This is a genomic window from Nocardia sp. NPDC051832, from assembly GCF_040681285.1.
Lineage (GTDB): Bacteria > Actinomycetota > Actinomycetes > Mycobacteriales > Mycobacteriaceae > Nocardia.
The window spans coordinates 616,230-643,175 of record NZ_JBFAYL010000004.1 but is presented as its reverse complement, the minus strand read 5'-3'; the positions used below and the strand labels follow the sequence as shown (position 1 = coordinate 643,175).

The 26,946-nt window shown below is 68.1% G+C and carries 21 protein-coding genes; 19 read left to right on the top strand and 2 right to left on the bottom strand.

All coding sequences use genetic code 11. From position 1 onward, the window contains the following. The first annotated feature begins 4 nt into the window (after positions 1-4). The 5 genes from AB0M14_RS28385 to AB0M14_RS28365 all read left to right on the top strand — a co-directional run bounded on the left by AB0M14_RS28385 (position 5) and on the right by AB0M14_RS28365 (position 9,442). On the top strand, positions 5-2,089 hold the full coding sequence (locus AB0M14_RS28385; protein ID WP_365000062.1) for an ATP-binding protein: 2,085 nt from the start codon (positions 5-7) through the stop codon (positions 2,087-2,089). After that, a complete protein-coding gene (locus tag AB0M14_RS28380) occupies positions 2,086-5,052 on the top strand; it encodes a DUF4157 domain-containing protein (RefSeq protein ID WP_365000060.1) in 2,967 nt (988 codons plus the stop codon). The genes AB0M14_RS28385 and AB0M14_RS28380 overlap by 4 nt, the downstream gene beginning before the upstream one ends. A gap of 15 nt (positions 5,053-5,067) precedes the next feature. Then, positions 5,068-5,427: a hypothetical protein gene (locus AB0M14_RS28375; RefSeq protein ID WP_365000058.1), complete on the top strand. Its 360-nt coding sequence runs from the start codon at positions 5,068-5,070 to the stop codon at positions 5,425-5,427. 54 nt (positions 5,428-5,481) lie between these two features. After that, on the top strand, positions 5,482-5,913 hold the full coding sequence (locus tag AB0M14_RS28370; protein WP_365000056.1) for a hypothetical protein: 432 nt from the start codon (positions 5,482-5,484) through the stop codon (positions 5,911-5,913). Positions 5,914-6,109: 196 nt separating this feature from the next. Next, complete coding sequence (locus tag AB0M14_RS28365; protein ID WP_365000505.1) at positions 6,110-9,442, top strand: MMPL family transporter; 3,333 nt, start codon at positions 6,110-6,112, stop codon at positions 9,440-9,442. 4 nt (positions 9,443-9,446) lie between these two features. On the opposite strand, the gene AB0M14_RS28360 is transcribed toward AB0M14_RS28365, so the two are convergent. Next, positions 9,447-10,076, bottom strand: a complete 630-nt coding sequence (locus AB0M14_RS28360) for a TetR family transcriptional regulator (protein ID WP_365000054.1) — start codon at positions 10,074-10,076, stop codon at positions 9,447-9,449. A 120-nt stretch (positions 10,077-10,196) separates the two neighbouring features. Here AB0M14_RS28360 and AB0M14_RS28355 point away from each other — a divergent pair, with 120 nt between their 5' ends. The 14 genes from AB0M14_RS28355 (at position 10,197) to AB0M14_RS28290 (ending at position 26,150) form a co-directional block, all read left to right on the top strand. After that, the gene (locus AB0M14_RS28355; RefSeq protein ID WP_365000052.1) at positions 10,197-11,630 is read left to right on the top strand and encodes a cytochrome P450; all 1,434 of its coding nucleotides are present in this window, start codon (positions 10,197-10,199) and stop codon (positions 11,628-11,630) included. Positions 11,631-11,643: 13 nt separating this feature from the next. Next, positions 11,644-13,143 (top strand): NAD(P)/FAD-dependent oxidoreductase, encoded by a 1,500-nt coding sequence (locus tag AB0M14_RS28350; protein WP_365000050.1) that lies wholly within the window; start codon positions 11,644-11,646, stop codon positions 13,141-13,143. A gap of 25 nt (positions 13,144-13,168) precedes the next feature. Further along, positions 13,169-14,023 (top strand): hypothetical protein, encoded by an 855-nt coding sequence (locus AB0M14_RS28345; RefSeq protein ID WP_365000048.1) that lies wholly within the window; start codon positions 13,169-13,171, stop codon positions 14,021-14,023. 136 nt (positions 14,024-14,159) lie between these two features. Continuing rightward, positions 14,160-14,456 (top strand): hypothetical protein, encoded by a 297-nt coding sequence (locus tag AB0M14_RS28340; RefSeq protein WP_365000046.1) that lies wholly within the window; start codon positions 14,160-14,162, stop codon positions 14,454-14,456. A 95-nt stretch (positions 14,457-14,551) separates the two neighbouring features. Further along, the gene (locus AB0M14_RS28335) at positions 14,552-15,007 is read left to right on the top strand and encodes a MarR family winged helix-turn-helix transcriptional regulator (RefSeq protein ID WP_365000044.1); all 456 of its coding nucleotides are present in this window, start codon (positions 14,552-14,554) and stop codon (positions 15,005-15,007) included. Continuing rightward, entirely contained in the window at positions 15,000-16,805 is a 1,806-nt protein-coding gene (locus tag AB0M14_RS28330; RefSeq protein WP_365000041.1) for a long-chain fatty acid--CoA ligase, read from the top strand. Before AB0M14_RS28335 ends, AB0M14_RS28330 begins: the two co-directional genes overlap by 8 nt. Positions 16,806-16,912: 107 nt before the next feature. Beyond that, the gene (locus AB0M14_RS28325; protein ID WP_365000039.1) at positions 16,913-19,048 is read left to right on the top strand and encodes an MMPL family transporter; all 2,136 of its coding nucleotides are present in this window, start codon (positions 16,913-16,915) and stop codon (positions 19,046-19,048) included. 5 nt (positions 19,049-19,053) lie between these two features. After that, entirely contained in the window at positions 19,054-20,226 is a 1,173-nt protein-coding gene (locus tag AB0M14_RS28320; protein WP_365000037.1) for a sensor histidine kinase, read from the top strand. 1 nt (position 20,227) lies between these two features. Beyond that, the gene (locus AB0M14_RS28315) at positions 20,228-20,848 is read left to right on the top strand and encodes a response regulator transcription factor (RefSeq protein WP_365000034.1); all 621 of its coding nucleotides are present in this window, start codon (positions 20,228-20,230) and stop codon (positions 20,846-20,848) included. Between the two features lie 85 nt (positions 20,849-20,933). Further along, a complete protein-coding gene (locus AB0M14_RS28310; protein WP_365000033.1) occupies positions 20,934-22,280 on the top strand; it encodes a cytochrome P450 in 1,347 nt (448 codons plus the stop codon). Continuing rightward, positions 22,277-23,173 (top strand): alpha/beta hydrolase, encoded by an 897-nt coding sequence (locus AB0M14_RS28305; RefSeq protein ID WP_365000031.1) that lies wholly within the window; start codon positions 22,277-22,279, stop codon positions 23,171-23,173. Before AB0M14_RS28310 ends, AB0M14_RS28305 begins: the two co-directional genes overlap by 4 nt. Beyond that, positions 23,163-24,020 (top strand): SDR family NAD(P)-dependent oxidoreductase, encoded by an 858-nt coding sequence (locus AB0M14_RS28300; RefSeq protein ID WP_365000029.1) that lies wholly within the window; start codon positions 23,163-23,165, stop codon positions 24,018-24,020. The genes AB0M14_RS28305 and AB0M14_RS28300 overlap by 11 nt, the downstream gene beginning before the upstream one ends. Further along, positions 24,017-25,456: an NAD(P)/FAD-dependent oxidoreductase gene (locus AB0M14_RS28295; protein ID WP_365000027.1), complete on the top strand. Its 1,440-nt coding sequence runs from the start codon at positions 24,017-24,019 to the stop codon at positions 25,454-25,456. Before AB0M14_RS28300 ends, AB0M14_RS28295 begins: the two co-directional genes overlap by 4 nt. 58 nt (positions 25,457-25,514) lie before the next feature. Continuing rightward, the gene (locus AB0M14_RS28290) at positions 25,515-26,150 is read left to right on the top strand and encodes a TetR/AcrR family transcriptional regulator (protein WP_365000025.1); all 636 of its coding nucleotides are present in this window, start codon (positions 25,515-25,517) and stop codon (positions 26,148-26,150) included. 50 nt (positions 26,151-26,200) lie between these two features. Here the strand turns inward: AB0M14_RS28290 and AB0M14_RS28285 are convergent, their stop codons facing one another. Further along, positions 26,201-26,926, bottom strand: coding sequence for a TetR/AcrR family transcriptional regulator (locus tag AB0M14_RS28285; protein WP_365000023.1), 726 nt, complete (start codon positions 26,924-26,926; stop codon positions 26,201-26,203). Positions 26,927-26,946 lie beyond the last annotated feature (20 nt).

The following is a 26,946-nucleotide window of genomic DNA, read 5'->3' as shown; positions in this document are numbered from 1 at the left end:
GCCGGTGTCCGAAGAGGCGACATATCGCGATACGGTCGGCGCCGCCGATGCCGGTTCGGCGGAACTCGGCCCCGCGCTGCGGCGGCTGAATCGAATTCTCGCGCACGCCTTGGCTATTGCCCGGGAATCCTTCGGGCTCGATATCGCGGGGGATCCGTTCCGTGGCCTCTATATCGATGCCGAGGCGGCCCAGCGGGCGCTGCGCGACGCCGGGGGAGTGCACGGCATCGGGGACCTGGAGCCGGAATGGAACCAGATCCTCACCGAGGACGACCAGTGGGCGTGGCTGGCACGGACCTACGGGCTCACCGAACTGGAGCTCGATATCGTGTTGATCGCGCTCGCCCCCGAAGTCGATCTGCGCTACGGGCGGGTCTTCGGATACCTGCACGACGATATCGGTCAGCGGCAGCCGACCGTGGACCTCGCGCTGAACCTGCTGACCCGGACGCAGCACGAGAAGCTGGCCCGTCGCACCGTGTTCGGGACGGCCGCACCGCTGTTGCGCGGGCGGATCCTGACCTTGGCGGCCGAAGGCCGGCTGCCGATGTCGGCGCAGACCTTGCACCTGGATCCGCAGATCGTCGATGTCTTGCTCGGGCAGAACGGGCTCGATCGCCGCCTCGCCGGATGTTGCCAGTTGCGTCATCCGCAAACCCGTCCCGAGGGCGCACCGGTCGGTGAGTCGCTGCGCCGAGCGGTGGGCGCGGCGTGGCGGACCCGTCCGCTCACCGTCTATTTCGAGGGCCCGGAGGGCACCGGCAGGGGCGCGGCGGCGGCCGCGCTGGCGGCCGAGCTCGGGGTTCCCATGCTGGTCGTCCGGGCCGGTTCGCTGCCGCGCGATGAGACCTTCGCCGACCTCGTCGCCGTGGCCCTGCGGGAGGCGTTGCTGCACGGTGCGCTGGTCGTCGTCGAGGAGTTCGACGAATTCCGCCGTGTCGACGAAACAGGCAGGCGCGCAACTCTTTCTGATCAGTTGAGGACACACCCCGGCGTCGCCATCCTGATCGGCAGCGGCCCCTGGGTTCCGTTGCGCGACGACGAATTCGACTTGCTGGTGGTGGCTTTCGCCTTGCCGGACGCGGCCCGCCGGCGCGAAATCTGGGCCGCGGCGCTGAGTCAGGCGGGGGTGCACGCCGCAGCCGCGGACATCACCACGCTCGCGGGCCGATTCCGTCTGAGTGAAACCCAGATTCGCGCCGCCGTCCGGACCGCGGGCGCTGCGCCGGCCGTCGCCGAGTTGTTCGCCGCCGCGCGGGCGCTCTCCGCCAATGGACTGGCGTTGTCGGCGCGAAGGATCACCCCGAGGTACGGCTGGGACGACATCGTGCTGCCCGAGCACGCCGCCGGCCAATTGCGGGACATCTGCCGTCGCGTCGTTCATCAGGATCAGGTGCTGGGCGAGTGGGGATTCGGTCGCGGCATGTCCCAGGGGCACGGCATCAGCGCGCTGTTCGTCGGGCCGCCGGGCACCGGCAAGACGATGGCTGCCGAGGTCATCGCGCACGAGCTCGGCCTCGATCTGTACAAGATCGATCTGTCCACGGTCGTGAGCAAATACATCGGGGAAACCGAGAAGAATCTGGAGCGCATCTTCACCGCGGCGCCGCGGGCGAACGCGTGCCTGCTCTTCGACGAGGCCGACGCGATCTTCGGAAAGCGTTCCGCGGTCCACGATTCGCACGATCGCTACGCCAATATGGAGATCTCCTACCTGCTGCAACGGATGGAGCAGTACGACGGCTTGGCGATCCTCACCACCAACATGCGCGACAATCTCGACGAGGCGTTCGTCCGTCGCCTGCAGTTCATCGTGGAGTTCCCGCTGCCGAGCGAGGCCGATCGCGCGCGCATCTGGCGCACCCGGCTGCCCGCGGGCGCGCCCCGGGATCCAGCGATCGACTTCGAGCGCATGGCAAGGGATTTCGCACTCTCCGGCGCCGGCATCACCAATATTCTGCTGGGCGCGGCGTTCCGGGCCGCCGCCGACGACCAGCCGATCGGCACCAGCCATGTGCTGGCAGCGGTCGCCAGTGAGTATCGCAAGATGGGCAAGGTTGTGCCCGAGGCAGCAGGGGAGCCGGCATGAAAGCCACAGTGGCGGCGGCGGGCGAGCGCGGTAAAGCCAAGACCAGGGGCGGATCCGCGGGCCGCGTTCGGGACGCCCGATCGGCGGTGCGCGATGTCGCGCACGCGGCGGGCAACCAGGCGATGGGCAGCCGGCTCAGCCCGCGGATCGCGGAGTCGATGCGAAAAGCCTTCGGGCACAGCTTCTCCGATGTGACCATTCATACCGACCCCGCCGCGGCGGCCAGAGCCGATGCCCTGGGCGCGAGCGCCTACACGGTCGGACGCGATGTCGTCTTCGGCACCGGGCAGTACCAGCCCGATACGCCCGAGGGGCGCATGCTGATCGCGCACGAGCTGACTCATGTTGTCCAGCAAGATAATTCGTCTGCCGGTGGCGGCGGCCGCAATGCCGCGGCCGAAGCCGAGGCCGATGCCGCCGCGGTGGGTGTCGGCCTGGGCGAGCGCCCGGCCCGGGTGGCGGTTCGCGCACCGGTCGGCATCGCGAAGGCGGAGAAGGGCTTCTTCGAACGGGCCCGGGCGTTCAAGGATGAAACCTTCGCCCGGGCGGAGGCCGCGAAAGCCGCGGCCTTCGCCCGCGCGCGTGAGGTCGAGGAGCAGCTGCGCGCGGCCGCGCGGGCCGCCAAAGAAGCGGTCGTCACCACGGTCCAGCAGGTGGCCCCCGCCGTGGTCGCGGAGAAGGCGCAGGCGGCGGCCCAGGCTCAGACGAAGGCCGTCGCGACGGTACGGAAGGCGATGCCCGCGCTGAAGAAGCAGGCGAAGACGCTGGGCCGCGACGCCGTCAAGGGTTACCTCGGCACCGCCGAAGGCGTGTACCTGGAGGCCGCGAACTTGGTCGACACCGGCGTGTGGGCGGTTTCCAAGGTGGGTCAGGCCGAGGACATGGCGTTCGGAAGTCTCGACGACGCCGCCAAGCACGTGGGTCTCGGCGAGACCCAGCGCAAGGTGCTGAGCACCGCCGCGCGCGGCACGGCGCTGGTGGTGTCGGGCGGCACCATCGGGCTCGCGGGACCGCTCAACCGGCAGCTCCAGGAGGCGGCGAAACACTCCCCGGTGGATCCGGAGACCGGTGAGCCGATCGCGATCGACCCCATCACGAAGGCGCCGATGACCTCGGGGCTGGTCAGCAAGCTCTTCGACAAAATCGAAGGCGCCGTGGACAAATCCGGGGCCTTCGAAGGAGCGGCCCCCGACGACGGCATGCTCACCACGCGCGAGAAGGCCCAGATCGCCGGCAGTGTCGGGTCGCAAGTCGGGCTGGCGGCAGTCGGCGGCGAGGAAGTGGCGATTCCGCTGAAGATCGTCGCCGCGCTCGGTTCCGCGAAATCGATCGAGGTCGCGGTGCGCAAAGGCGCCACCAAGGAGGATCCGACCGCGTTCGTGCGGACCCGGGATTTCTGGTTCGCGATCGGCAACATGGTGTTGTTCATCGCCGGTCTACGGGCGGCGAAGGGTGGACGCAAGCTGTTGCCCCTGTTCATCGATTTCGCGATGGTCGCGCTGGCGACCGCGCAACCGGTGCTGCAATACGCGCACGATCTACAGCACGCGCACGGACCCGATCGGGACAAGATCCTGCACAAGGATCTGGCGGCTGTCGTGAAAGCCGGGCTGGACGCGCTGCGGCAAGTCGTCGCGCACCAGATGAATTCGCCGAAGTCCGGTGCCAAGCCGGGCAAGGCCGCTCCGACGCCCGAGCCGGAACCCGCCGTCCTGGTCAAGGTCGGCCCGGCCGAACATGTCGAGGGCGGCAAGCCGGGTACCGCACCAGCGACTAAACCGGTCTCTGCCGCCGAACCGGTCCCGGCCGCCAAACAGGTCTCTGCCGCAGAACCGGTCCCGGCCGCCAAACAGATCCCGGCCGTCGAACCAGTGTCGCAGCGGCCCGGTGCGGGCGATCATCCCTTCCGGCGACCCGAACCGGTGCCGCCCCCCGAGAAGTACTTCCCACCACCCGAACCGCGCCCTGCGCCCAAGCCGGTCCCGCCGCTGCCACCCGCGCCCGCCCCGGAGCCGCGGAAGCCGGCCGTCTACCCCGACTACCGTCGCCGCCGGGATCCGAGCCCGTTCCACGAACCGCCGGTCGAGCCGCCGCCGAAACGCCGGGAATTCGAGATTCCGCCGGACGAGAAGATGCCGGATCCCGTCAAAAAGGCTGTGCCGCAGCATGAGCCGGAGTTGGTGGACGCCGATGCGCCACCGGCCGCGCACGCCGCCGAGGCGGAAGCACCTGCCGCGGTGCACGAACCTGCCGCGGTGCACGAACCGGCCGCGGTGCACGAACCGGCCGTGCCCGCGGCCGCGCTGGTGGTTGCCGGTGACAGCGGACTCGCACCACCGGTGGTGCCGCCGCCGGTGAAAGCCAGCGTCGGCGGCCGCGGACCGAAAGCTCCTGAACCGGTGCGCCCGCCCACGCCCGCGATGACCGAAACCGCGCGCAAGGCCGGCCCGGAGACGCAGGCCGGGTATGGGAAGAAGCCCGAACTGCCGATCACCGGAGTGATGTACGGGCCGCGGAAGGCGACCCCTCGGGACCGCCGCTCGGCCATCGCCAAAAGCGCGAAGGCGTTCGAACCCGAAGTGCAGGCTCCGTTCGACAAGGCGTATCCGGGCGGCACGAGTGATCAACTGGCGATCCTGAACGGAAAGGTGGTCAAGCGGGGGACGCCCGGAGCCGGGATACTCGATACCGTCGTGCATCCCCTGAAACTCGCCGTCGACGCGAAGCAGTACCTGACGACGTTGAAGAATAATCCCGACGCCTTGATCTATGACGTCGTCAAACAAGCCAAGGACCGGGTTACCAACCAGCATCTCCCGCCCGGCTACCAGCAGGCCGTGGCAATCGATGCCCGCGGACTGAAGCTGACGGTCGCGGAGGGCACCTACATCATCGACAGCATCGTCGCCAGATCGGGCGGCGCGATCAAAGCCCAGCACATCTGGATCTGGTGCGACGACTAACGGGGAGCCACCGCCATGCCCTTCGTCCTGGTCAAGGGCGCGACCATCAAATGCGCGCACGGCGGCGTACTGCCGGTCTCGGCCGGTGACCCGCTGCACACGGTGAACGGCCAGGGAATCGTGCTGTCCGGCGACGAGATCGGCCTGCAATTCCTGGCACCCGCCCCCGGCGTCCTCGCCCCCTGTACCGCGAACAACAACGGCGTCGCCGCCCCGTGCACGACCGCCAAGGCCACCACCGGCATAGCGACGTCCTTGTTCATCGGCGGCCTCCCCGTCCTGCTCGACACCGCCACAGGCAAAACCGCCAGCGCCGCCGGCCCGGGCGAGTGGTCGGTAGTAAGCGCGGGCCAGGCCAAACTGACCGCGAGGTGACCGAGTAACCTCGGCCTCTGCTCTGACTCCGAGACAGATGGTGGTGCAGTTCGCGTGGTATCGGACCGTTACCGGCTGATCGAGCCGCGGCACCTCGGGGAGGTGATGCCGGCGTGGGAACCGCACTTTTCGCAGTTCGACACCGTGCGCGGATATTCCGAGCTCGGGCACGTGTTCCTGCGTAACAGCGCGACTCGCGAGTACGCGGTGCTGCACCCTTACGAGGCGCGCGCCGACAGCTATGGCCGGTTCATGGATCTCGACGACTTCATCACCGATGTCCTGCTCGACGCGGTCTTCACCAAATACGTGCTCCGGCCGACGCACGTAGCGGAGCTCGAGCAACTGCACGGTCCGCTCGGCGAGCAAGAGGTCTATATCGCCGCGCCCTACCCGTTCCTCGGCGGCTCCGAGGAACCGGATGCCTATATGCGCGGCGACATCTGGGTCTTTCTGGATCTCGTCGCCCAGGCGCAGGAGCTGTAGCCGAAAGCTGTTCTCGCCGTGGGACCCCGCCGGTGACGGTGTGGATTCGGCCTGCGGTAAGCTTCCGGAAATTGAGGTTTCTCCTCCGTTTGTGGTGTTCGCCGGGGGAGGGTGTTCGCATGCACGGCGGGCCGCGAAGGTGCTGTATCGGGCCCTGAACTCAGCACAACCCGGTTACCGTCAGGAGAACCCACTCGTGTCTGTATACCTTTATCGCTGGGGCAAATTCGCCTTTCGCCGCAAGTGGATAGTGCTGCCGGTGTGGCTCTTGCTGCTGGCGGCGCTCGGTATCGTCGGCGGTTTGCTCAGTAGACCGATGAGCAACGAGTTCAGCATGCCGTCGCTACCGTCGGAGCGCGCCACCGACATTCTGGACAAGCAGTTTCCCGGCATGTCGGGGCAGTTCGGCATCGATGCCGTGAGCGGCGCCTACGTGATCGAGGCGCCCGCGGGTACGAAGCTGACGGACAAGAAGAACAGCGCGGCCATCGACGCGCTGATCGCCGATCTGAAGGCGCTGTCGGTCGACAACGGCCAGCGCAGGCTGGTCACCGACAAGGCCGCCGCGACACTGGAGAACCCGGTCGAGGTGACCGAGTCGATGGGCTGCCTCAGCGCCGCCGACCCGGCCGTCTGCTCGGGCGCCCCCCTCAATGTGCTGAGCGCGGAGGCGCCGGGAACCGTTGCGGTACTGACGGTTCCGTTCGATATCGCCAATTCGGCGGACATCACCGACGAGGAGCGGCACGCCGCCTACGACGTTGCCGCCCCCGCGCGGGCACAAGGATTGACCGTCGAACTCGGCGGGGCCATCCAACAGGAACAAGAGCAGCCCAGCGGCCAAGCCGAGATGATCGGCATGGGTGTGGCGCTGATTGTCATGGTCATCGCCTTCGGCGCCGTCGTAGCGGCTTTCGTGCCGATCATCACCGCTGTCGTCGGCCTCGGCGCCGCCATGCTGGTGATCGCGCTGGGCACCGCGATCGTCGAGGTGCCCAGCTTCACCACATTCCTGGCGTCGATGATCGGCATCGCGCTGTCGATCGACTACGCGCTGTTCATTGTCTCCCGGTACAAACACGAACTGCGCGCGGCGGAAAGCCCGGAGGAAGCCGCCGGCATCGCCGTCGGCACCGCGGGATCGGCGGTGGTCTTCGCCGGTCTCACCGTTATCGTCGCGCTGAGCGCGCTGAGCATCGTCGGGGTCAACTTCCTGACGTTCATGGGTCTGGGCGGCGCGACCGCGGCCTTCTTCGCCGTACTCACCGCTGTCACCCTGATGCCCGCCCTGCTCGGCGCCTTCGGCCGCTTCCTGTTCACACCGAAGCTGCCGCTGGTCGCCCGGCACGATCCCGAGGACGACACCTCCGTCACCAACGGCATGCGGGTGGCCCGGCTGATCGGAAAGAGACCCTGGCTCGCCTTGGCCATCGCCGTGACAGCCCTTGCCGCACTGGCTACTCCGGCGCTCGACCTGCAATTGGGTCTGCCGGGCGAGGACAGCTTTCCGACCGAGTCCACCGTTCGCAAGGCCTATGACATCCGGACCGCGGGTTTCGGCGAAGGCAGCAACGGCATCCTTACGGTGGTCGCCGATCTGGAGCAGGTGCCCGAAGATTCGCGAAGAGCCGCGGTCACCGCGTTGCGCGACCGGCTCGCCGAGTTCCCCGAGATGGACTACGTGACCGCGCCGCAGTTCAGTCGGAACGAGCTCGGGGTAATGCTCAGTGGCGTACCGAGATCGGGGCCGAACAACCAGTCCACCAAAGATCTGGTGCGTGATGCGCGCGCCGCCGAGAAGGCACTGACCGAGCAGTTCGGCATCGAATACGGCATCACCGGCACCACGGCCATCTACGCCGACATGGACCGCGTCCTGCTCGGCAAGATCGTGCCCTACCTGGTCATCGTGGCAGGCGCGGCCTTCGTCCTGCTGATCCTGGTGTTCCGCTCGATCCTGGTTCCGCTCACCGCGGCCCTCGGGTTCCTGCTCTCCATGGCCGCTACCTTCGGCGCCACCGTCCTGATCTTCCAAGAGGGTGCGTTCGGCCTGATCGCGGACCCGCAGCCGATCGTCAGCTTCCTGCCGATCATGTTGATCGGCTTGGTATTCGGGCTCGCCATGGACTATCAGGTCTTCCTGGTGACCCGCATGCGCGAGGAATTCGTGCACGGCAGATCGCCGAAGAACGCCATGATCTCCGGCTACCACCACGGTGCACGCGTGGTCACCTCGGCGGCGATCATCATGATCTCGGTGTTCGGCTCCTTCCTGCTGGAATCCGACATCGTCGCCAAATCCATGGGTTTCGCCTTGGCCGCCGGTGTCGCCATCGATGCCTTCGTGGTGCGCATGGTGCTGGTGCCGGCGCTGCTGGTGATCATGGGGAAGCGGTCCTGGTGGATTCCGAAGTGGCTCGACCGCGTGCTGCCCGACATCGATGTCGAAGGGGCGAGGCTGCGAGAAGTGAAGCAGCCCGGTCGCGTCGAGGCCGATCCCTTCGTTGCTACGCACGACATGCCGGAGCCCCGCATCGCATCGCCCGTCCAGCCGGAGCCGGTCGTCGCGTCGCCCGTCCAGCCGGAGCCGGTCGTCGCGTCGCCCGTCCAGCCGGACCCGGTCGTGGCGGCGGCCCCTGTCGGGGAGTCCGTCGAGGAGGTCGCGCCGACCGTGCCCGAACCGCGGTCGGCCAACGACTCAGTCTTCACTCCGGCGACCACGAATGGTATTGGGATGCAACGGGTGCCGGGCGGACGCGGTGCGACCTCGAGAATCGCCGGATACATTCGCCGCGACGACGGGCACCCGGTGCAAGACGCCGTGCTGACACTGATAGATAAACGTGGACAACAGATTTCGCGCGTGAGCAGCAACGGCGACTACACTATCGAGCCGCCCGCGCCCGGTCCCTACGTACTGATCATCTCGGCGGACGGATACCAACCAGCCGCAGTACACGCCACCGCCGTAAGCGGGCGCACACAGCACATCGACGTCACGCTGCACGGATCCGGCGAGCTGGCGGGCGTGGTGCGGACCGCCACTCGCGAACCGGTGCCGGGCGCCACCGTCACAGTCACCGACTTGCGCGGCGACGTCGTCGGCAGTGCCGTCACCGGCGCGGACGGTGCCTACACCTGCAAGGGTGTCCTGCCCGGAACCTACACCCTGGTGGCGGTGGCTGCCCAAATGCGCCCCACCGCAACGGCATTGACCGTGCCTGCCAGCGGACAGCTCCGTTTCGACATCGAACTGGCACCGATGGCAATGCTGTTCGGAACAGTCCACGCCCGCGGCCGAGCCGTTTACGACGCCCAGGTATCCGTCCTCGACTGGTCCGGCGTAACCGTCGGCACCGTCCACACCGACGAGAACGGCCGCTACGCCCTGGCCGACCTCCCCGAGGGCGACTACACCGTCGTAGCCCGCGGCTATCCACTGGTGACCAGCGACGTAACCATCCGCGGCGGCGAAGTCGACCACGACGTACTGCTGGGCTTCGACACCGAGGAACACGCTCAGCTGTGACTGCTCAGAGGCTGTCGAGGTAGGGCTGGCCCAGCGTCGCGGACAGGTGGACCAGGCGCTGGGTGATGAAATCGGCGTCGCAGTCGAGGAGGCCGGATTGCCAGGCGCTGATCAGTTCTACGAAACCACCGACCGCGGCAATGGCGTCCATACGCAGGGCGAGCGGGTCGGTGCCGGGGCGGACGTAGACCTCGGCGCCGGTGACGACGAGGTCGGCGGTCAGTCGGAGGGCGCGGTCGCGGCAGGCTTCGAGGGCGGGGCTGCCCGCGTGGTGCCGCAGCAGGATGGCGCCGGCGGCCGGGTCGTCGGAAATGCGTTGTAGCACAGTGGCGCACGCGCGTTCGATGAGTTCCGGCAGCGGACGGCCGGCGTGTTCGCCGAAGACGGCCGTGAGCGCGGCCAGCATGTCGTCACGGACGTATTCCCAGGCGGCGACCAGCATTTCGTCGCGGTCGGCGAAGGTCTCGTAGAAATAGCGGTCGTTCAACGCGGTTCGTGCGCAGACCGCGCGGATGGTGACCGCGGTCCAGCCGCTCGCGCGCCAAACGTCAAGGGCGGCTTCGATCAGCCGGTCCCGGCGCTCGGTGCGGCGCTGGGCGGCGCTGCGGCCGCCCCAGGTGCGTGCTTCGGTCACGCTTTCCATCTTGACAACCCGGCGGCCCGCTCACAAACTGGTGACATGCGCAGTCAGTGGTGACAGTCGTCCCCAGTTGGCGCATTCGATACAGAGTCGTATCGCCCGAGGAGGGTCGGCATGGCACCACATGCCCAGGTCATCGACGAACGTCCGGAGCGCTCCGGCAAACCCGCGCCCAGCATGCGCACGAACACCGCCAGAGCGACATTCGAGGCGCTGGCCATCGGATTGGACCACCGCGCCGGATTGCTCGGCTGCTCGCGCCATGCCGACATGATGCGATTCCGGGCCGGAACTCGGCGCTACGTGGCCCTGAATCATCCCGACTACGTCGACCACGTGCTGCACGCCGGGCGCTTGAAGTACCGCAAGTCCTTCGAATACGAGATTCTGCGGGCGCTGCTCGGGGTCAGCCTGTTCACCGACGAAGGTGAGTCCTGGCAGCGGCACCGCACCCTGCTCAATCCGATGTTCGCCCGCCGTCATCTCAACGGGCTGATCGATCTGATGATCGAACCGATCCAGGCACGGCTGGATCAGCTCGACGGCGAGTCCGGACGCCTCGAGGTCGACATGGTCGGCGAAATGGTGCAGCTGACGCTCAATGTGGTCGGAAACGCGCTGTTCGGACAGCAATTCGGGCCCATCGCGACACGAATGTCGGACCTGGTCACCGGCGGCCTGCGCTTCGCGGAACGCTTGGAGCGAGTGTTCGTCGTGGCCGCACCACCCACGCCCGTGTGGCGGCTGACCGCTCGGGCAGCCTTCACGCCGGTGCCGCTGCCGCCGCCGTTCCGCAAGGTGCAGCGGATCGTGCGGATCCTCGACCACGAGGTGTGGGCGCTGGTGCGCGAGCGCGACATTCACCGCACCGACAGCCCGGATCTGCTGAACCACTTGCTCGAAGCCGCCGACGAGCACGGGCCGCTGCCGCTGCGGCGGGTCCGCGACGAGGCGCTCACGTTCATGCTGGCCGGACACGAAACCACCGCCAACGCGCTGTCCTGGATGTGGTACTTGCTCGCCTTGAATCCCGCGGCCCGCGCCCGCCTGCTCGACGAAGTCGACACCGTGCTCGAAGGCCGCACCCCGACGGTCGCGGATCTGGCCCGATTGCCCTGGACCGCAGCGTGTTTCCAGGAGGCGATGCGTTATTTCTCGCCGGCGTGGGCGATTCCGCGAGTCGCGGTCGAGGACGACGTGATCGACGGGCATCACATTCGCCGGGGCACCACGGTGATCATCCCGACCCACCACATCCACCACGACGCGCGCTGGTGGGCCGATCCGGAGGAATTCGATCCCGGGCGCTTCCTGCCGGGCGCGAATCCGAGCCGCCCGCGGTCGGCGTATCTGCCGTTCGGCGGCGGCAAACGGATGTGCATCGGCTCCAGCTTCGCCACGATGGAGGGTGTGCTGATCACGGCGCTGCTGAGCCAGCACTACGTCTTCGATCTCGTGCCGGGGCATCCCGTCGAGCCGGAGGCGACCTTGACGCTGCGCCCGCGGCACGGCCTGCCGATGGTGGCGCGCCGGCGAGAACGCGACTGAGAAGGATGGGCACGTGAGCAGTACCAGCACAGTGGAGCACGAGATCGTTGTCATCGGCGCCGGATTCTCCGGCATCGGATTCGCCATCAAAGCGATCGCGGCCGGGTACACCGACCTGCTGATCGTCGACGAGGCGGACGGGGTCGGCGGCACCTGGCATTGGAACACCTATCCCGGTGTCGCCGTGGATATTCCCTCGTTCAGCTACCAGTTCTCCTTCGAGCAGCACCCGGCCTGGTCGCGCACCTACGCGCCCGGGCAGGAGCTGAAGAACTATGCCGAGCATTGCGTGAACAAGTACGGGCTGCGCCCGTATCTGCGCCTGCGCACCGCGATCGAGACCGCCGAATACGACGAGCCCGGGAATCGGTGGACGCTGACCACCGATGCGGGGGAGCGGATCACCGCTCGGTTCCTGGTCAACGCCGCAGGTGTGCTCACCCGGCCGAAACTGCCGGAAATACCAGGGCTGGAACAGTTTTCCGGAATCACCATGCACACCTCGCGCTGGGATCACCAGGTGCCGCTGCGGGGCAAGCGCGTGGGAATCATCGGTACCGGCGCCTCGGCCGTTCAGGTCATCCCTGAGATCGCGCGCGAGGTCGCGGAGCTGACCGTGTTCCAGCGCACCCCGATCTGGTGCCTGCCCAAACTCGACGCGCCGCTGGCGCGACCCGCGGGATGGGTGCTCGAGCGTCTCCCGGTGGCGCGCCAGGCCGCGCGGATCGCCAGCCAGGCGTTCGTCGAGGTGACCTTCCCGATCGCGGCCCATTACGGCCGGGTGCTGCCCACCGGACGCGTCGGCGAGGCCGTCGGGCGCAACTTCCTGCGCACTCAGGTGCAGGACCCGGTGATCCGCGAAAAGCTCACCCCGCGATACGGATTGGGCTGCAAACGCCCCAGCTTCCACAACAGCTATCTCGCCACCTTCAACCGTTCGAACGTCCACCTGGAGACCGACCCGATCAGCCACGCCGGAACCGGCGCGGTGCACACCGTCACCGGCGGCACCCACGAGTTCGACATCCTGATCCTCGCAACCGGATTCAAGGTCATGGAGTCCGGCAACATGCCCACCTACCGCCTCGTCGGATCCGGCGGTCTCGAACTGGAGAAATGGTGGGACGAACATCGCCTCCAGGCCTACGAGGGCGTCAGCGTCCCCGGATTCCCCAACCACTTCGCCATCTTCGGCCCCTACGGCTACAACGGCTCCTCCTACTTCACCCTGATCGAAGCCCAAACCCAGCACATCCTGCGCTGCCTGCGCCACGCCCGCCGCGTGGGCGCGAACCGCATCGAAGTAACCGCGGCCGCCAACCAGCGCTACTTCGCCGAAATGCTCGCCCGCCGCAAGAACCAGATCTTCTGGCAGGCCACCTGCGCCGACGCCAACAGCTACTACTTCGACAAACACGGCGACGTCCCCCTGCGCGCCTCGACCACCCTCGAAACCGCCTGGCGCAGCAGAAGATTCCGCCTGGCGGACTACGCCTTCGACCGCGCTTCCTGAGCCTTTCGGGGCTTATAGTTGTGGTATGGAGGAGAGCGCGCCTTCGCCGCGTCCGGAGCCCGAGCCGGACCGCGCGGAGCCTCCGGCGCAGCGGGGTATCGGCCCAATCTTGCAGCGCGTCAAACCGTTCGGCGGCTGGCTTGCGGGAGTCGTCGCGGCGGTCGTTGCGACGGTGATCGGCGCGCTACTCGTGCCGACGAATTCGGAGAAGAAGAGCGATCCGGACGCGCTGCCGTTCACGATGGTGATCGATACCCGTCGGCCCAGTGGCGTCGGCTGGATGACCGCGCGAACACTGACGGAGTCGAGTCAGTTACCGATCTATGCGGACGATCAGGACAAATGGCGCGAGGATTGGGAGCGCTGGGTCGACCGGAACGCGGCCGTTCCTGCTTCTGCCCTGGTGGTGACCTTCACACTGCAAGGAACCTCGGCGGCGGAGGTGACATTGACCGGGCTCACAGTCCGGGTGACCGAACGCCGGCCGCCGATCACCGGGACCCATGTCGTCGAGATGGGGGCGGGCGACACACCGTATCGATTCGTTACCGCGGATCTGGATACCGAGCCGCCATCGCTCAGCGACTACTTCGATCCCTTCTTCGGCGCCCGCCTCCCGGAAAGCCACCGGCGCCCGATGCGATTCCCCTATCAGGTGAGTCTCTCCGACGCCGAAAGTTTCGAGGTGCACGGCAAGGCAGGAGCGTGCGACTGCGCGTTCGTCATAGAGATAGCGTGGAATGCCCTGGGCCGCACCGGAACAACGACTATCGACGACGGCGGCAGGCCATTCCGGGTGGCCGGAACGGACGCTGCCACCCACTACTGCCAATCCCTCGGCGGCTTCATCGGTTCCGAGCCCGGCTGCCGGACTTTGTAGGGGCGGCGCGGCGGGCCTTCGGATGTGTGGGAGCTCACATTTATCGGGAATCGGGCGAAATCGGCTAACAGCTACTCTCTAGTTACTGATAGAGCGTTGTCAGATGATTTCAACCTGTTCCGCGAGGAGGCCGGTAGTGAAACGATTTGCAGTAGTGCTCACCGCAGCAGTTGCCAGCGCGATCGCGGCGCCGCTTGTCAGTACCGCGACCGCCAGTGCGGATTTCTGGGAGCCCGCGCCCGGGATCTCCATCTGGGTGCCGGACGGCATGTTCCGGGGGCTGCCGGGGATCCGGCCGTCGACGCCTCCGCCGCCGCCGGGGCCGCCGCCGGTCGAGGGCGCGCCGTGCGGGGATGACGGCAGGGGGACGTGGGTGCACCTCGAGGGCGGCAATGCCGCGCATTACGGCACCGAATGGATGTGCCGGTACTGAGCGTACCGATAGCTGAATCGCGAAAAAGATCCCTTCCGGCCGAGGTCGGAAGGGATTTTTGTGGGGTAACCAGCGGTGGGGTTTATAGTTGCGCCATGCAACACCCACCTGGGCAGTGGTCTCCCGAACTCGTCGACGTGCACGAGGCGCTGACGCACATCGTCCGCGAGATCATTGTCAGCCGTCCCGCCGCCGAGGGACTGCCCTCGTTCGCGCAGCAGGCGGCGCTGTCCTATATCGGCCGGAATCCGGGCTGCCGGGCGACCGAGATCGCCGAGTCCTTCGGAGTGCATCGGTCGACCGTGTCGCGGCAGCTGCGGGCCTGTATGGACGCGGGCTGGGTGACGGCCGGGGAGGGCAGTCTGCACGCCGGTTATCCGCTGACCTTGTCCGCCGGGGGGCGGGCTGTGCTCGAGGAAGTGAACGGACACGATCTCGCTCGGCTCGGCGAGCGCACCGCGGACTGGAGACCGGGGGAGATCGCAGACTTCGCCCGCGCGCTGCGCCGCTTCCATCAACCCGGTCCGACCATTGGAGACAATCATGCGTGAGTTCGCCGCGGCCACCACCTTCGCCATCGCCGAGGACGAAACCATCGTCCGCTCCGTCTACCTCCAGGCCGAGCAAGCGCCCGCGCGAGTGCTGTTCTCCCGGCCGGTCGGCGAGCACTGGCTCGACGTCACCGCCGCGGAGTTCGCACGCCTGGTCTCCGGCGTCGCGAAAGGGCTGATCGCCAACGGGATTCAGCCCGGAGACCGGGTGGTGCTGCTGTCGGCGACCCGGTTCGAGTGGACGCTGCTCGATTTCGGGATTCTGGCCGCGGGTGCGGTCACCGTTCCCGTCTACGATTCGTCCGCCGCCGATCAGGTGCGCTGGATCCTCGAGGACTCCGCCGCGGCGGTCGCGGTGGTGGAGACCGCCCGGCACAAGGAGCTGCTCACCGATGCGCCGGACACGCTGCGGCGGACGCTGGTCATCGGCGACGGGGCCGAAGCCGTGTTGCTCGCCGACGGCGCCGACGTGCCCGACGAGGTCCTGCGCGAGCGGCTCGACGGGCTGCGCGCCGACGATCTCGCCTCCCTGGTCTACACCTCCGGAACGACCGGCCGTCCCAAAGGGTGCATGCTGACGCACCGCAACTTCCTCTCGGAAGTGCGCGGCATCCTGACTGCCAGCATCGGCGAGGTCGCGCACCCGGGGCAGCGGATGCTCACCTTCCTGCCGCTGGCGCACGTGCTGGCCCGCGCTGTGTCGATGGCCGCCGTCGAGGCGGGGATGACCCAGGCGCACTGGTCGGATTTCAAGACCATCACCACGCAATTCACGCGCTTCCGGCCGCACACGATCCTCGGCGTACCGCGGGTGTTCGAGAAGGTGCGCGACGGTGCGTACAAGAAGGCGCACGACGGCGGCAAGGCCAAGGGCGCGGTATTCCGATTCGCCGAGCGCACCGCGATCGGGTGGAGCGAGCAGATGGACAGCACAGGCGGATTCGCCCGCCGCCCGGCGGTGCTGTCGCGGCTGCGGCACGCGCTGGCCGAGCGGCTGGTGTACGCGCCGTTGCGGGCGGCGCTGGGCGGGGACTGCGAGTTCGTCATCTCCGGTGGCGGCGCGCTGGCGCCGCGACTGGGGCATTTCTTCCGCGGCGCGGGGATCCCGATCTACGAGGGCTATGGGCTCACCGAGACCACCGCGGCGCACTGCGTCAACGTCCCGGGCGCGGTGAAAATCGGAACTGTGGGTAAGCCGCTGGGCGGCAATGCCGTTCGGATCGCCGAGGACGGTGAGATCGAACTCGGCGGTGGTGTGGTGTTCGCCGGATACTGGCGTGCGGAGCAGGCCACGGCCGCGGCCCGGCCCGACGGCTGGCTGCGCACCGGCGATCTCGGCGAGCTCGACGAAGACGGATTCCTGTCGATCACCGGACGGAAGAAGGACCTGCTGGTCACCGCGGGCGGCAAGAACGTCTCGCCCGGCCCGATGGAAGACCTCATCCGGTCGCACACGCTGATCTCGCAAGCCGTCGTGCTCGGCGACGGGCGGGCCTTCATCACCGCGCTGACCACCATCGACCTCGAGGCCTTCACCGCGTGGAAGGCCGCCAACGGCAAGCCGGCCGACGCGACCATCGCCGACCTGCGCGCCGACCCCGCGCTCCGGGCGGAGGTGCAGCGGGCGATCGACGACGCCAACAGCACCGTCTCGCACGCTGAAGCCATCAAGAAGTTCGCCGTGCTCGAGCACGACTTCACCGAGGATTCCGGCGAACTCACCGCGACGCTCAAGGTCAAACGCCATGTGATCGCCGAGCGCTACGCCGACGAGATCGAGAACATGTACCGCCGCTGACCCACGAGTAGTACTCCGGGTGTGCGGTGCTGTCCACCGATCGGTGGACAGCAAGTTCGACCGGTAGAGGCTGTCGGCGGCGGCACGTGGCCCAGCAGCATTGGGGCATGCGAAATCGCTTGGTAGCCATAGCCGGCTGGAGCGCGGGCCGTCCGTGGCCGGCCATTGTCGGATGGTTTGTGTTCGTGGCGCTGTGCCTCGGGATCGGCCTGGGAATCGGCGGGAAACCCGCGGCGACCGAGGACTTCTGGATCGGCGAGGCCGGGCGCGGGGAGGCGATCGCCACCTCGGGTGGATTGCAGCAGCGGCCGATGGAGCGGGTGCTGATCACCGATCACGGGGCGCGGCTGGGCGCGGCGGCGGACACCGCGGCGCGCGAGATCAGCGACCGGATGCGGGCGCTGCCAGAGGTCGAATCCGTTGCCGCGCCGGTGTATTCGGCCGACCGGACGGCCCTGCGGGTCGATGTGACCATGGCCGGGGCGGAGCTCGCCGCTGATGAGCACGTGGCGGCCCTGCGGGCGCAGACCGAGCTGGTGCAGCGAGCCCATCCCGCACTGCTGATCGAGGAGACCGGCGGCCCCTCGGTCAGCAAGGGTGTCGACGCGTTGCGGGGGCGGGATCTGGCCCGGACCGAAATGATCGCGGTGCCGGTCACCTTGCTCACGCTGCTGGTGGTGTTCCGCTCGCTGACGCTGGCCCTGGTGCCGTTGCTGCTGGCTGTCTCCGCCATCGTCGCCGCCATCGGCTTGTCGATGCCCGCCTCACATCTGTTCCCGGACAACGGGGTCGGCACCAACATCATCCTGCTCATCGGCTTGGCGGTCGGCGTCGACTACACGCTGTTCTACCTGAAGCGTGCCCGGGAGGAGCGTGCGCGCTCCGGCGGCCGGCTGGACTCGCGGGCGCTGGTGGAAATAGCCGCCGCGACCTCGGGCCGAGCCGTCGTGGTGTCGGGGCTGGCCGTCGCGGCTTCCTCCGCGACCTTGTATCTCGCCGATGACGTGATCTTCTCCTCCATCGCGACCGCGGCGATCCTGGTCACCCTGGTCTCGGTGGCGAGCTCGCTGACCGCGCTGCCCGCGCTGCTGACCGTGCTCACCGCCCGGGCCGCACGCGTGCGCCGGGAACCCGCGCAGGGCGGTCGGTTCACCCGCGCCGTACTCCGTCGCATCGCGGCCAAACCTGTTTCGGCACTGGCTATCTCAGTGCTCGCGATGCTCGCGCTCACGGCCCCGATACTCGGCCTCGAACTCACCGATATGGGACGAGAGACCCATCCGCGCACCATCCCGGCCATGCAAACCTTCGATCGGCTCAATGCCGCCTTCCCGGAACTGAAGTCGATGCACCAGGTCGTGGTGGCGGCGGATCCGGCACGAGCGGAACAAGTTGCCGGCGCATTGCGGGCCCTGGCCGAACGTTCCGCGAGCGATCCCGAGCTGACGGGAACCGCGGCATTGCGCACCTCGGCCGACGGCCGGGTCAGCCTGCTCGAATTGCCTGTGCCGCACTACGTCAGCGACCGCGCGGCGTTGCGTTCACTCGAACGCGTGCGCGCGGACCATGTTCCGGCCACGATCGGCACGCTCGGCAACGTCGACTACGCGGTCACCGGCGATGTCGCCCGCTACGCCGACTATCCCGAGCATCAGCAGCGGAAACTGCCGCTGATCATCGCAGCGTTGCTGCTGGTGACCTTCGCCTTGACCGCCGCGGCATTTCGCTCCGTCGTCCTCGCCTCGGTCGGTGTGGTGCTGAACCTGCTCTCGGCCGGCGCCGCGCTCGGGTTGCTGACCCTGGTCTTTCAGCGCACCTGGGCCGAGACCCTGCTCGATTTCAGCTCGACGGGCAGCATCGGTTCCCGAGTTCCGTTGCTGCTCTTCGTAATCCTGTTCGGTCTGTCGATGGACTATCAGGTCTTCGTGCTGAGCCGCATTCAGGAGGCGGTGGACAACGGCGCGTCGACCAGGCAGGCGGTTCTCGACGGTGTCGGCGGTTCGGCGGGCGTGGTCACCAGCGCCGCGTTCGTCATGGTGACCGTGTTCGCCAGCTTCATCCCGCTGCACATCATGGAGATGAAGCAGATGGGCTTCGCGCTCGCCGCGGCGGTACTGCTCGACGCGTTCGTCATCAGGATCGTGATCCTGCCCGCGCTGCTGCTCCTGCTCGGTGACCGAACCTGGTGGCCGCGCCGGCCCGCCACGGTCCGCGCGGGCCGTGTCCCGGTGAACGTAGGCTGATCGAAGTGAGCCAGCCCCCGCGTACCGACGACCGGTTTCGAATACGGATCCTGCGACGGTGGTATTTCCTCTGCTGGGCGCTGTTCGGCCTGTGCCCGCCGCTGGTGGCGGTGCACGACCGGATCGACGCCACCAAGTACGGAACGTGGGCGCTGGTGGCCGTACTCGCCGCGAGTTACCTCATCCTGCTCGTGTTTCCCCGCGGTCCGTTGGTTCGGCCGAGCGGCTTCCTCGGCGTGCTCGTCCTGGTGCTCGGTGGGACCGCGATCCTGCTGGACGGCGGTGCGGCGTTCTTCATCGTCTCGCTCCCGATGTTCTGGATCTACACGACGACCCCGCGACAGGCGATCGGCTGGACCGGTGCGGCCGCGGTGGCCACTCTCCTCGGGACCGCCGGCGCGGTGCGGGAATCGCCCGGCAATGTGGTCTTCACCCTGATCGGCCTGGCCGGCGGCGTTCTGCTCGGACTGTGGATGGACCGCGTCCTGCGGCAAGGTGACGAGCGCGCCCGCGTGCTCGCCGCCGAACTGGGGCGAACACAGGCGGAGTTGGCCGCCGCACACCAGCGGCAGGGCGCGGCCGAGGAACGCGAACGCCTGGCCCGCGAGATCCACGACACCCTCGCCCAGGGCTTCGCCTCCATCATCGTGCTGGCCGAGGCGGCGCGCGGCGGGCTGGAGACCGACCCGCGGACCAGCGCCCGGCAGCTGCTGTCGATCGAGCGCACGGCCCGCGAGAACCTCACGGAGGCAAGGGTTCTCGTCGGCGCCGCGCCCGCCGGTGGTGGCGCGACCGGGGGCATCGCGCCGGCGCTGCGCCGCATCCTGGACCGGTTCGCCGAAGACACCGGGCTGATCGTGCACGCGGAACTGGCCGACCTCGACTGCGATCAACCCACCCGGATCGCCCTGCTGCGTTGCACACAGGAATCGCTGGCGAATGTCCGTAAGCACGCCGGAGCGAGCACCGTCAGCGTTGTCCTGGCTCGCGGACCCGCCGGCCCGGAACTCGAAATCACCGACGACGGCATCGGATTCACGCCGCACACGGCCCGCGGTTTCGGCCTCGACGGCATGCGCGACCGCCTCCGCGAACTCGGCGGCGAGCTCACCGTGACGAGTGCACCCGGCGACGGCACCCGGATCTTCGCGTCCCTGCCCCCGACTGATCGGAACTGACATGGCCGAACGCCTCCGGTTGATCCTCGCCGACGACCACGTCGTCATGCGCGCGGGCATCGCCGCCCTGCTGGCCGCCGAACCGACCATCGACATCGTCGGCGAGGCGGCGGACGGCAGCGCGGCGATCGCCCTCGTCGAACGCCTGAAACCCGATGTGGCACTACTGGATCTGCGCATGCCGGTCCTGGACGGGGTCGCCGCCACCCGCGAAATCGCTCGCGGCACGACGCAGGTGCTGATCCTCACCACCTACGACACCGACGCCGACATCGAACGCGCCATCGAAGCGGGAGCCATCGGCTACCTGCTGAAGGACACCACCCGTGACCAGCTCGTCGAGGCCATCCACGCCGCCGCCCGCGGCCAGACCGTCTTGGCGCCCCGCGTCGCCGAACGCCTGGTCGCCCGCATCCGCCGTCCCGCCCCGGTCGCCCTGACCGCCCGCGAAACCGACGTCCTGCGCGCCGTCGCCGACGGCCTCTCCAACCCCGAGATCGGCAAGCGCCTCACCATCGCCGAGGCCACCGTCAAAACCCACCTGCTGCGCATCTTCGCGAAACTCGACGTCAGCGACCGCACCCATGCCGTCGTCGTCGCCATGGACCAGGGCCTGCTGTAGCTCGGCATTAGTGACTCTTGCCACATCCGGTACGTGAGCGTACCGTCAGCTCGGTACGAAGGTGTACCAATGCTGGGAGGCGCATATGAACACCGTCAAGCTGCCCGACGGGCCGACCACGCCGCAGGTTGTGCAGGCTGTGCAGATCCTCTTCCGCAGGACGCGCTACGGGCGTCGGTTGCGTGATCGCTACGGCTCGGCGTTCATGGTGTACATGCCTCGATTCGGGCGGACCGTGGTGCTTTCCGAGCCCGCCGAGGTCAAGGCGCTGTTCACCACGAGTCCCGCGCTCGCGGACAATCTCGACGTCAATCTCGGGCAGTTCCTGGGGCCGGGATCGCTGTTCGCGCTGTCCGGCGACGGGCACCGGAAACAACGCAAACTGTTGACGCCGCCGTTCCACGGCCGGCGCCTCGCGGTGTACGAGGCGCTGGTCGAGGAAGAGGCGGTTCGTGAGATGGGGGCGTGGCCGTCCGGGCGGGAATTCGGGTCGATGGACTCGATGATGCGGATCACGTTGAACGTGATTCTGCGCGCCGTATTCGGCGCCGAGGGCGCCGAATTCGACCGATTGCGCGAACTGCTGCCGAAGCTCGTGCTCGTGGGTTCCGCGCTGGCCGCGGTGCCGGTGCCGCGAAAGTTCCTGGGCCGCTACGGTCCCTGGGCCCGGTTCCGGAGCTACCGGCGAGACTACGACGGGATCGTGGATCGGCTGATCGATCGCGCGGCCGCCGATCCCGGGCTGGCCGAGCGCGACGATGTGCTGTCGATGATGCTGCAATCGCACTACGACGACGGTTCGGCGATGACGCGCGGCGAGATCGCCGACGAACTCCTGACACTGCTCACCGCCGGGCACGAGACCACCGCGACCACCCTGGCGTGGACCGTCGAACGCCTGCGCAGGCATCCGGATGTGCTGCGGCGCTTGGTTACCGAGGTCGACGAGGGCGGTTCGGAGCTGCGCGAGGCGGTGCTGCTCGAGGTGCAGCGGGTCCGCCCGGTCATCGACGGCACCGCGCGCCAGGTGCGCGCCGAAGCGCTACAGCTCGGTCGGTGGACCTTGCCGAAGGGACAGAACGTATTCGTCAGCATTCGGCTGATGCACGAGAACGAGGAGCTGTTCGCCAACGCGCGAACTTTCGACCCGGACCGGTTCCTCGGCGTCCGGCCCGGCGCTTTCAGCTGGATTCCGTTCGGCGGCGGCGCGAGACGCTGCATCGGCGCGGCGTTCGCCACCATGGAGATGAACGTCGTCCTGCGCACATTGCTCCGGGACTTCACCATCGAGCCGACCGACGCCGCGGACGAAGGCACCCATTTCCGCGGTGTCGCAATGGTTCCGAGCCGCAAGGGCCGCGTCGTAGTCCGTCGCCGGGCCGCCCGTCCGGCTGCCGATTCCGCCGCGCGCACCGCCGAAGTGACCGCGTGAGCGCGCAGTCCGCGGCGGTGGGCCGCGGTATCACGCTGGCATACGAGCGGTCCGGGGCAGGCGGTACGCCATTGGTGTTGATCGCGGGTCTGGGCCAGCAACTACACGAGTGGCCCGAGCCGCTGTGCGCCTTGCTGGTGGGCCGTGGTTACGAGGTGATCCGGTTCGACAATCGGGATGTCGGAGGATCGACGCACGCCGGCTTCCCACCGCCGCGTCCGATCCAACTCCTGCGCGGCCGTTGGCATTCCGAGCAGTACGAGCTCGACGATCTGGCCGCGGACACGGTCGGGCTGCTGGATGCGCTCGAGCTGGACTCGGCACACCTGGTGGGTATGTCGATGGGCGCGATGATCGCCCAGACGGTGGCCGCGCGCTATCCGGCGCGGGTCCGATCGCTCACCTCCATCATGTCCACCACCGGCGCCGCGCGCATCGGCCGGCCCGCTTGGTCGACCTGGCGGCTGATGATGAGCCGGCCGGCCCGCACCCGCGACGACCACATCGACGCCGCGGTGCGCATGTATCGGCATATCGGATCCCACGGCTATCCGTTCGAGGAGACCGCGGTGCGGGCCCGTGCGGCCCTGGCCTGGGATCGCGATCCGCACCCCGCGCCCGGGGTCGGCCGTCAGCTGGCGGGAATCATGAAGTCCGGCGACCGGACTCGCCAACTCCGCGCGGTGACGGCGCCGACCTTGGTGCTGCACGGCGATCGCGACCGGATGGTCGCGCCCACCGGAGGCGCGGCGACCGCCGCCGCCATTCCGAATGCGCGCCTGCACACCCTGCCCGGCATGGGCCACGATCTGCCCACCGGCGTGCACAGCTCGCTCGCCGATCTCCTGCACGACCACCTCAGCGCCCCCGTGAGGAGCACCGATGCCCCGTAAGAATCGGCCACTGTCCGGTCACCCGGTAATGATCACCGGCGCCGCGTCCGGAATCGGGCGCAGCCTGGCCCAATTCCTCGCGCGGCAGGGGTCGGCGGTCGCGATCGCCGATATCGACGCGGCGGGTCTCGCACGGACCGCCGCCAGTCTGTCCGGGCCGGTGCTCACCCGCGTGCTCGACGTGCGCGACGCCGGCGCCCAGCTCGCCTTCGCCGCCGAGGTGCGCGACTGGCTGCCCGCGCCGTTGGCGGCGGTGTTCAACAATGCCGGGGTCGCGGTGTCGTCGTCGGTGCTCGACGCCGTGCCCGAGGACGACGAGTGGTTGCGGCAGATCAACTTCGACGGGGTCGTGCACGGCACCCGCGCCTTCCTGCCGCTGCTCGTCGAACAGGACCGCGGCGTCATCGTCAACACCTCCAGTGTGTTCGGGCTGCTCGGTATGCCGAACCAAAGCGCTTACTGTGCGGCGAAATTCGCGGTGCGCGGCTTCACCGATGCGCTGCGGCAGGAACTTCGAGGTACCGGGGTGTCCGCGGTCAACGTGCATCCGGGCGGCATCACGACCAACATCGCCCGGAACGCGCGCGTGCACAAGGATCCGGAAGGACTGGGCCGCAGCAAGGAGCAGATGGCGGCCGACTTCGAGGCCGTGACGATGACCTCGCCGGACCGGGCTGCCGAAATCATCTGCCGCGGTGTGGAACGCGGGAAATCACGCATCCTGGTCGGACCGGACGCCTACCTGTTCGACGCGCTCGCGCGGATCGCGCCCACGCATTACTACGACGTGATGGATGTGCTCATGCGCAGGCTGCGGGCCAGGGGCCAGGCGGGAGCCGCGGTGTGAGCGAGCATTTCGATGTGCTGATCGTGGGGGCCGGATTGTCCGGCATCGGGGCGGCCCACCAATTGCAGGCGCGGTTCCCGCGGCGCGGCTACGCGATTCTGGAGGCGCGCACCACGATCGGCGGTACCTGGGATCTGTTCCGATATCCGGGTGTGCGATCGGACTCCGACATGCACACTCTCGGCTACCGGTTCCGGCCGTGGACTCAGGCGAAAGCCATCGCCGACGGGCCGGCGATCCTGGACTACATTCGCGACACCGCCGCGGAAGCCGGTATCGAGCAACGAATTCGATTCGGGCACAAAGTAATCCGTGCGTCGTGGGACTCGCGGACGGCCCGCTGGACAGTCGAGGTGCGGCACGACGACACGACCTCCACCCTTACCTGCGCCTTTCTGTACATCTGCGGCGGCTACTACCACTACGACCGCGGACATACGCCCGGCTTCGCCGGATCAGCGGACTTCGCGGGCACGATCGTGCACCCGCAACACTGGCCCGCGGACCTGGACTACGCGGGGAAACGGGTCGTGGTCGTCGGCAGCGGCGCCACTGCGGTCACCGTGGTCCCGGCGATGGCCGACACCGCGGCGCACGTGACCATGCTGCAGCGTTCACCGACCTACATCTTGCCCGTGCCCGCCGAGGACGCGCTCGCCATCCGGTTACGTGAGCTACTCGGGCCCCGGCGGGCCTACGCGCTCAGCCGCTGGAAGAACGTGCTGGTAGGTACGCTGATCTATCAGCTCAGCCGGCGGCGGCCGAGGATGATGCGGAAGTTCATCCGCGGCCAGAACGTCAAGCACCTACCCGCGGGATACGACGTGGACACCCATTTCAACCCGTCCTACGACCCCTGGGACCAGCGGCTCTGCCTGGTGCCCGACGCCGACCTGTTCCGGGCGATCCGCGAGGGCAGCGCCACGGTGGTGACCGACCGCATCGAGGGTTTCACCCCGACCGGGTTGCGGCTGGAATCCGGGTCCGAACTCGACGCCGACATCGTGGTGCTGGCGACCGGGCTGCGCCTGCTCGCCCTGGGCGGGATCGAGCTGACCGTCGACGGGCGGGCGATCGCGCTGCCGAAAACCCTGGCGTACAAGGGAATGATGCTCAGCGGCATCCCCAACCTGGTCTTCACCATCGGCTATACGAACGCGTCCTGGACGTTGAAAGCCGATCTGGTCGCGGAGTTCGCGTGCCGGGTGCTGCGGTATATGGATCGCAACGGATACGACCAGTGCGTCCCCACGCCGGACCATTCCGTGGCCACCATGCCGTTGCTCGATTTCCAAGCGGGCTACGTACTCAGGTCCATGGACGAATTCCCGCGCGCCGGTCACCGCAAGCCCTGGCGGCTGGGCATGAACTACGCCCAGGACCTCATCACCTTGCGGCACGCTCGGATCCAGGACGGCACCCTGCGCTTCGCCTGACCTCTGCCACCCGGCGCGGATGCTGGTTGCCGAGGCCATGGCAACTAGGCTTGAGCTCGTGACCCGTGCCGACCCCAGATCCGGAAACGCTGTCGAGGCCGCGCCGGAGTCCGAGTTCCGGCGGCGGCTCCTCGACGGCATGGCCGAGGCCGTGCGCGACCAGGGCTATCGCGATACCACCGTCGCCGATGTAGTCCGCCGTGCGCGTACCTCGCGGCGGACCTTCTACGAACACTTCACCGACAAGCAGGACTGCTTCATCGCACTGCTGACCGAGCGCAACAACGACACCATCCGTCAGATCTACGCCGCCGTCGATCCCACCGCGCCCTGGCGCGTCCAAACGCGCCAGGCCGTCGAGGCCTGGATCGCCGCGTCGCGCCGCGATACCTCGATCACGCTGGCCTGGATTCGCGATATACCCGCGCTCGGCGAACGGGCCCAGCAGCTGACCCGCGACACCAGCGAAGCCTTCGTCGCCCTGATCCGGAACCTCACCATGACACCGGAATTCCAATCCGCCGACCTGCACCCGCCGTCCCGCCAGATGGCGACGATCCTCTACGGCGGCTACCGCGAACTCATCGCCTCGACCGTGGAAGAGGGCGGCGACATCACCGAAATCATCGACGTCGCAGTCGAAACCGCCATCGCCCTGATCGGCCCCCGCAGGCAATCGGCCGACGACGAATAGGCGACCTGCCGGTCGGGTGCAGCGCTTCGGCGCTGGATGCCGTCGCCGTTCTAGGTGCGCACGTCAGCGTGCGCTCCGTCGAAGGCGGATCGGATGCGTTGTCGCAGTTTGCGATTCAACCGTCCGGTGCGATCCCGGTAGGTCGCGGTGACCAACCCCTCCAGGCTCATCTCCAGGCCCTGGATCAATGCCGCGCGCAGGTCGGTCTCGCTCAGTCGCAGCGAGTCGGTGCGGGCCGCCAGTCCGATGATGCCGTTCAGCAAGCCCCACAGCGCATGGGCCAGGTCACGCCCCGGCGCCTTGCGAATCCGGCCTTGCCGTACGGCCTCGTCGAAGACGCCTGCCAGGCGGTCGGTCAGGGCGCGAATACGGTCCGCCGCCATGGTGGCCGCCGGATCTTCCGCGGCGCCGGTGGCCTCGCCTTGGTGTGACTGGGTCATCGCGAACAGTCGCGGCGACTCCAGGTAGAACCGCGTGTAGGCCCCGGCGGCGTCGACCAGCCGTTCCACCGGATCGCCGGTGGCGTCGTAGATCGCCATCAGATGGCGCTCGTTGGCTTCGATCGCGCGCTCCACGATGGCGTGCTGCAGGGCGTCCTTGCCCGTGAAGTGCTGGTAGATGGTGGCCACCGCGACATCGGCGGTCGCGGCGATCTGCTCGATGGTCGCGGAATCGCCGCTCTCGACGAACAATTCCTCGGCGGCGTCGAGGATCCGCCCGCGAGTGCGGGCCTTGCGCCGATCCTGCCGGGTCGACGGCGCCGCGGTGTCGGTCACCAGACGATCATAATCACGGT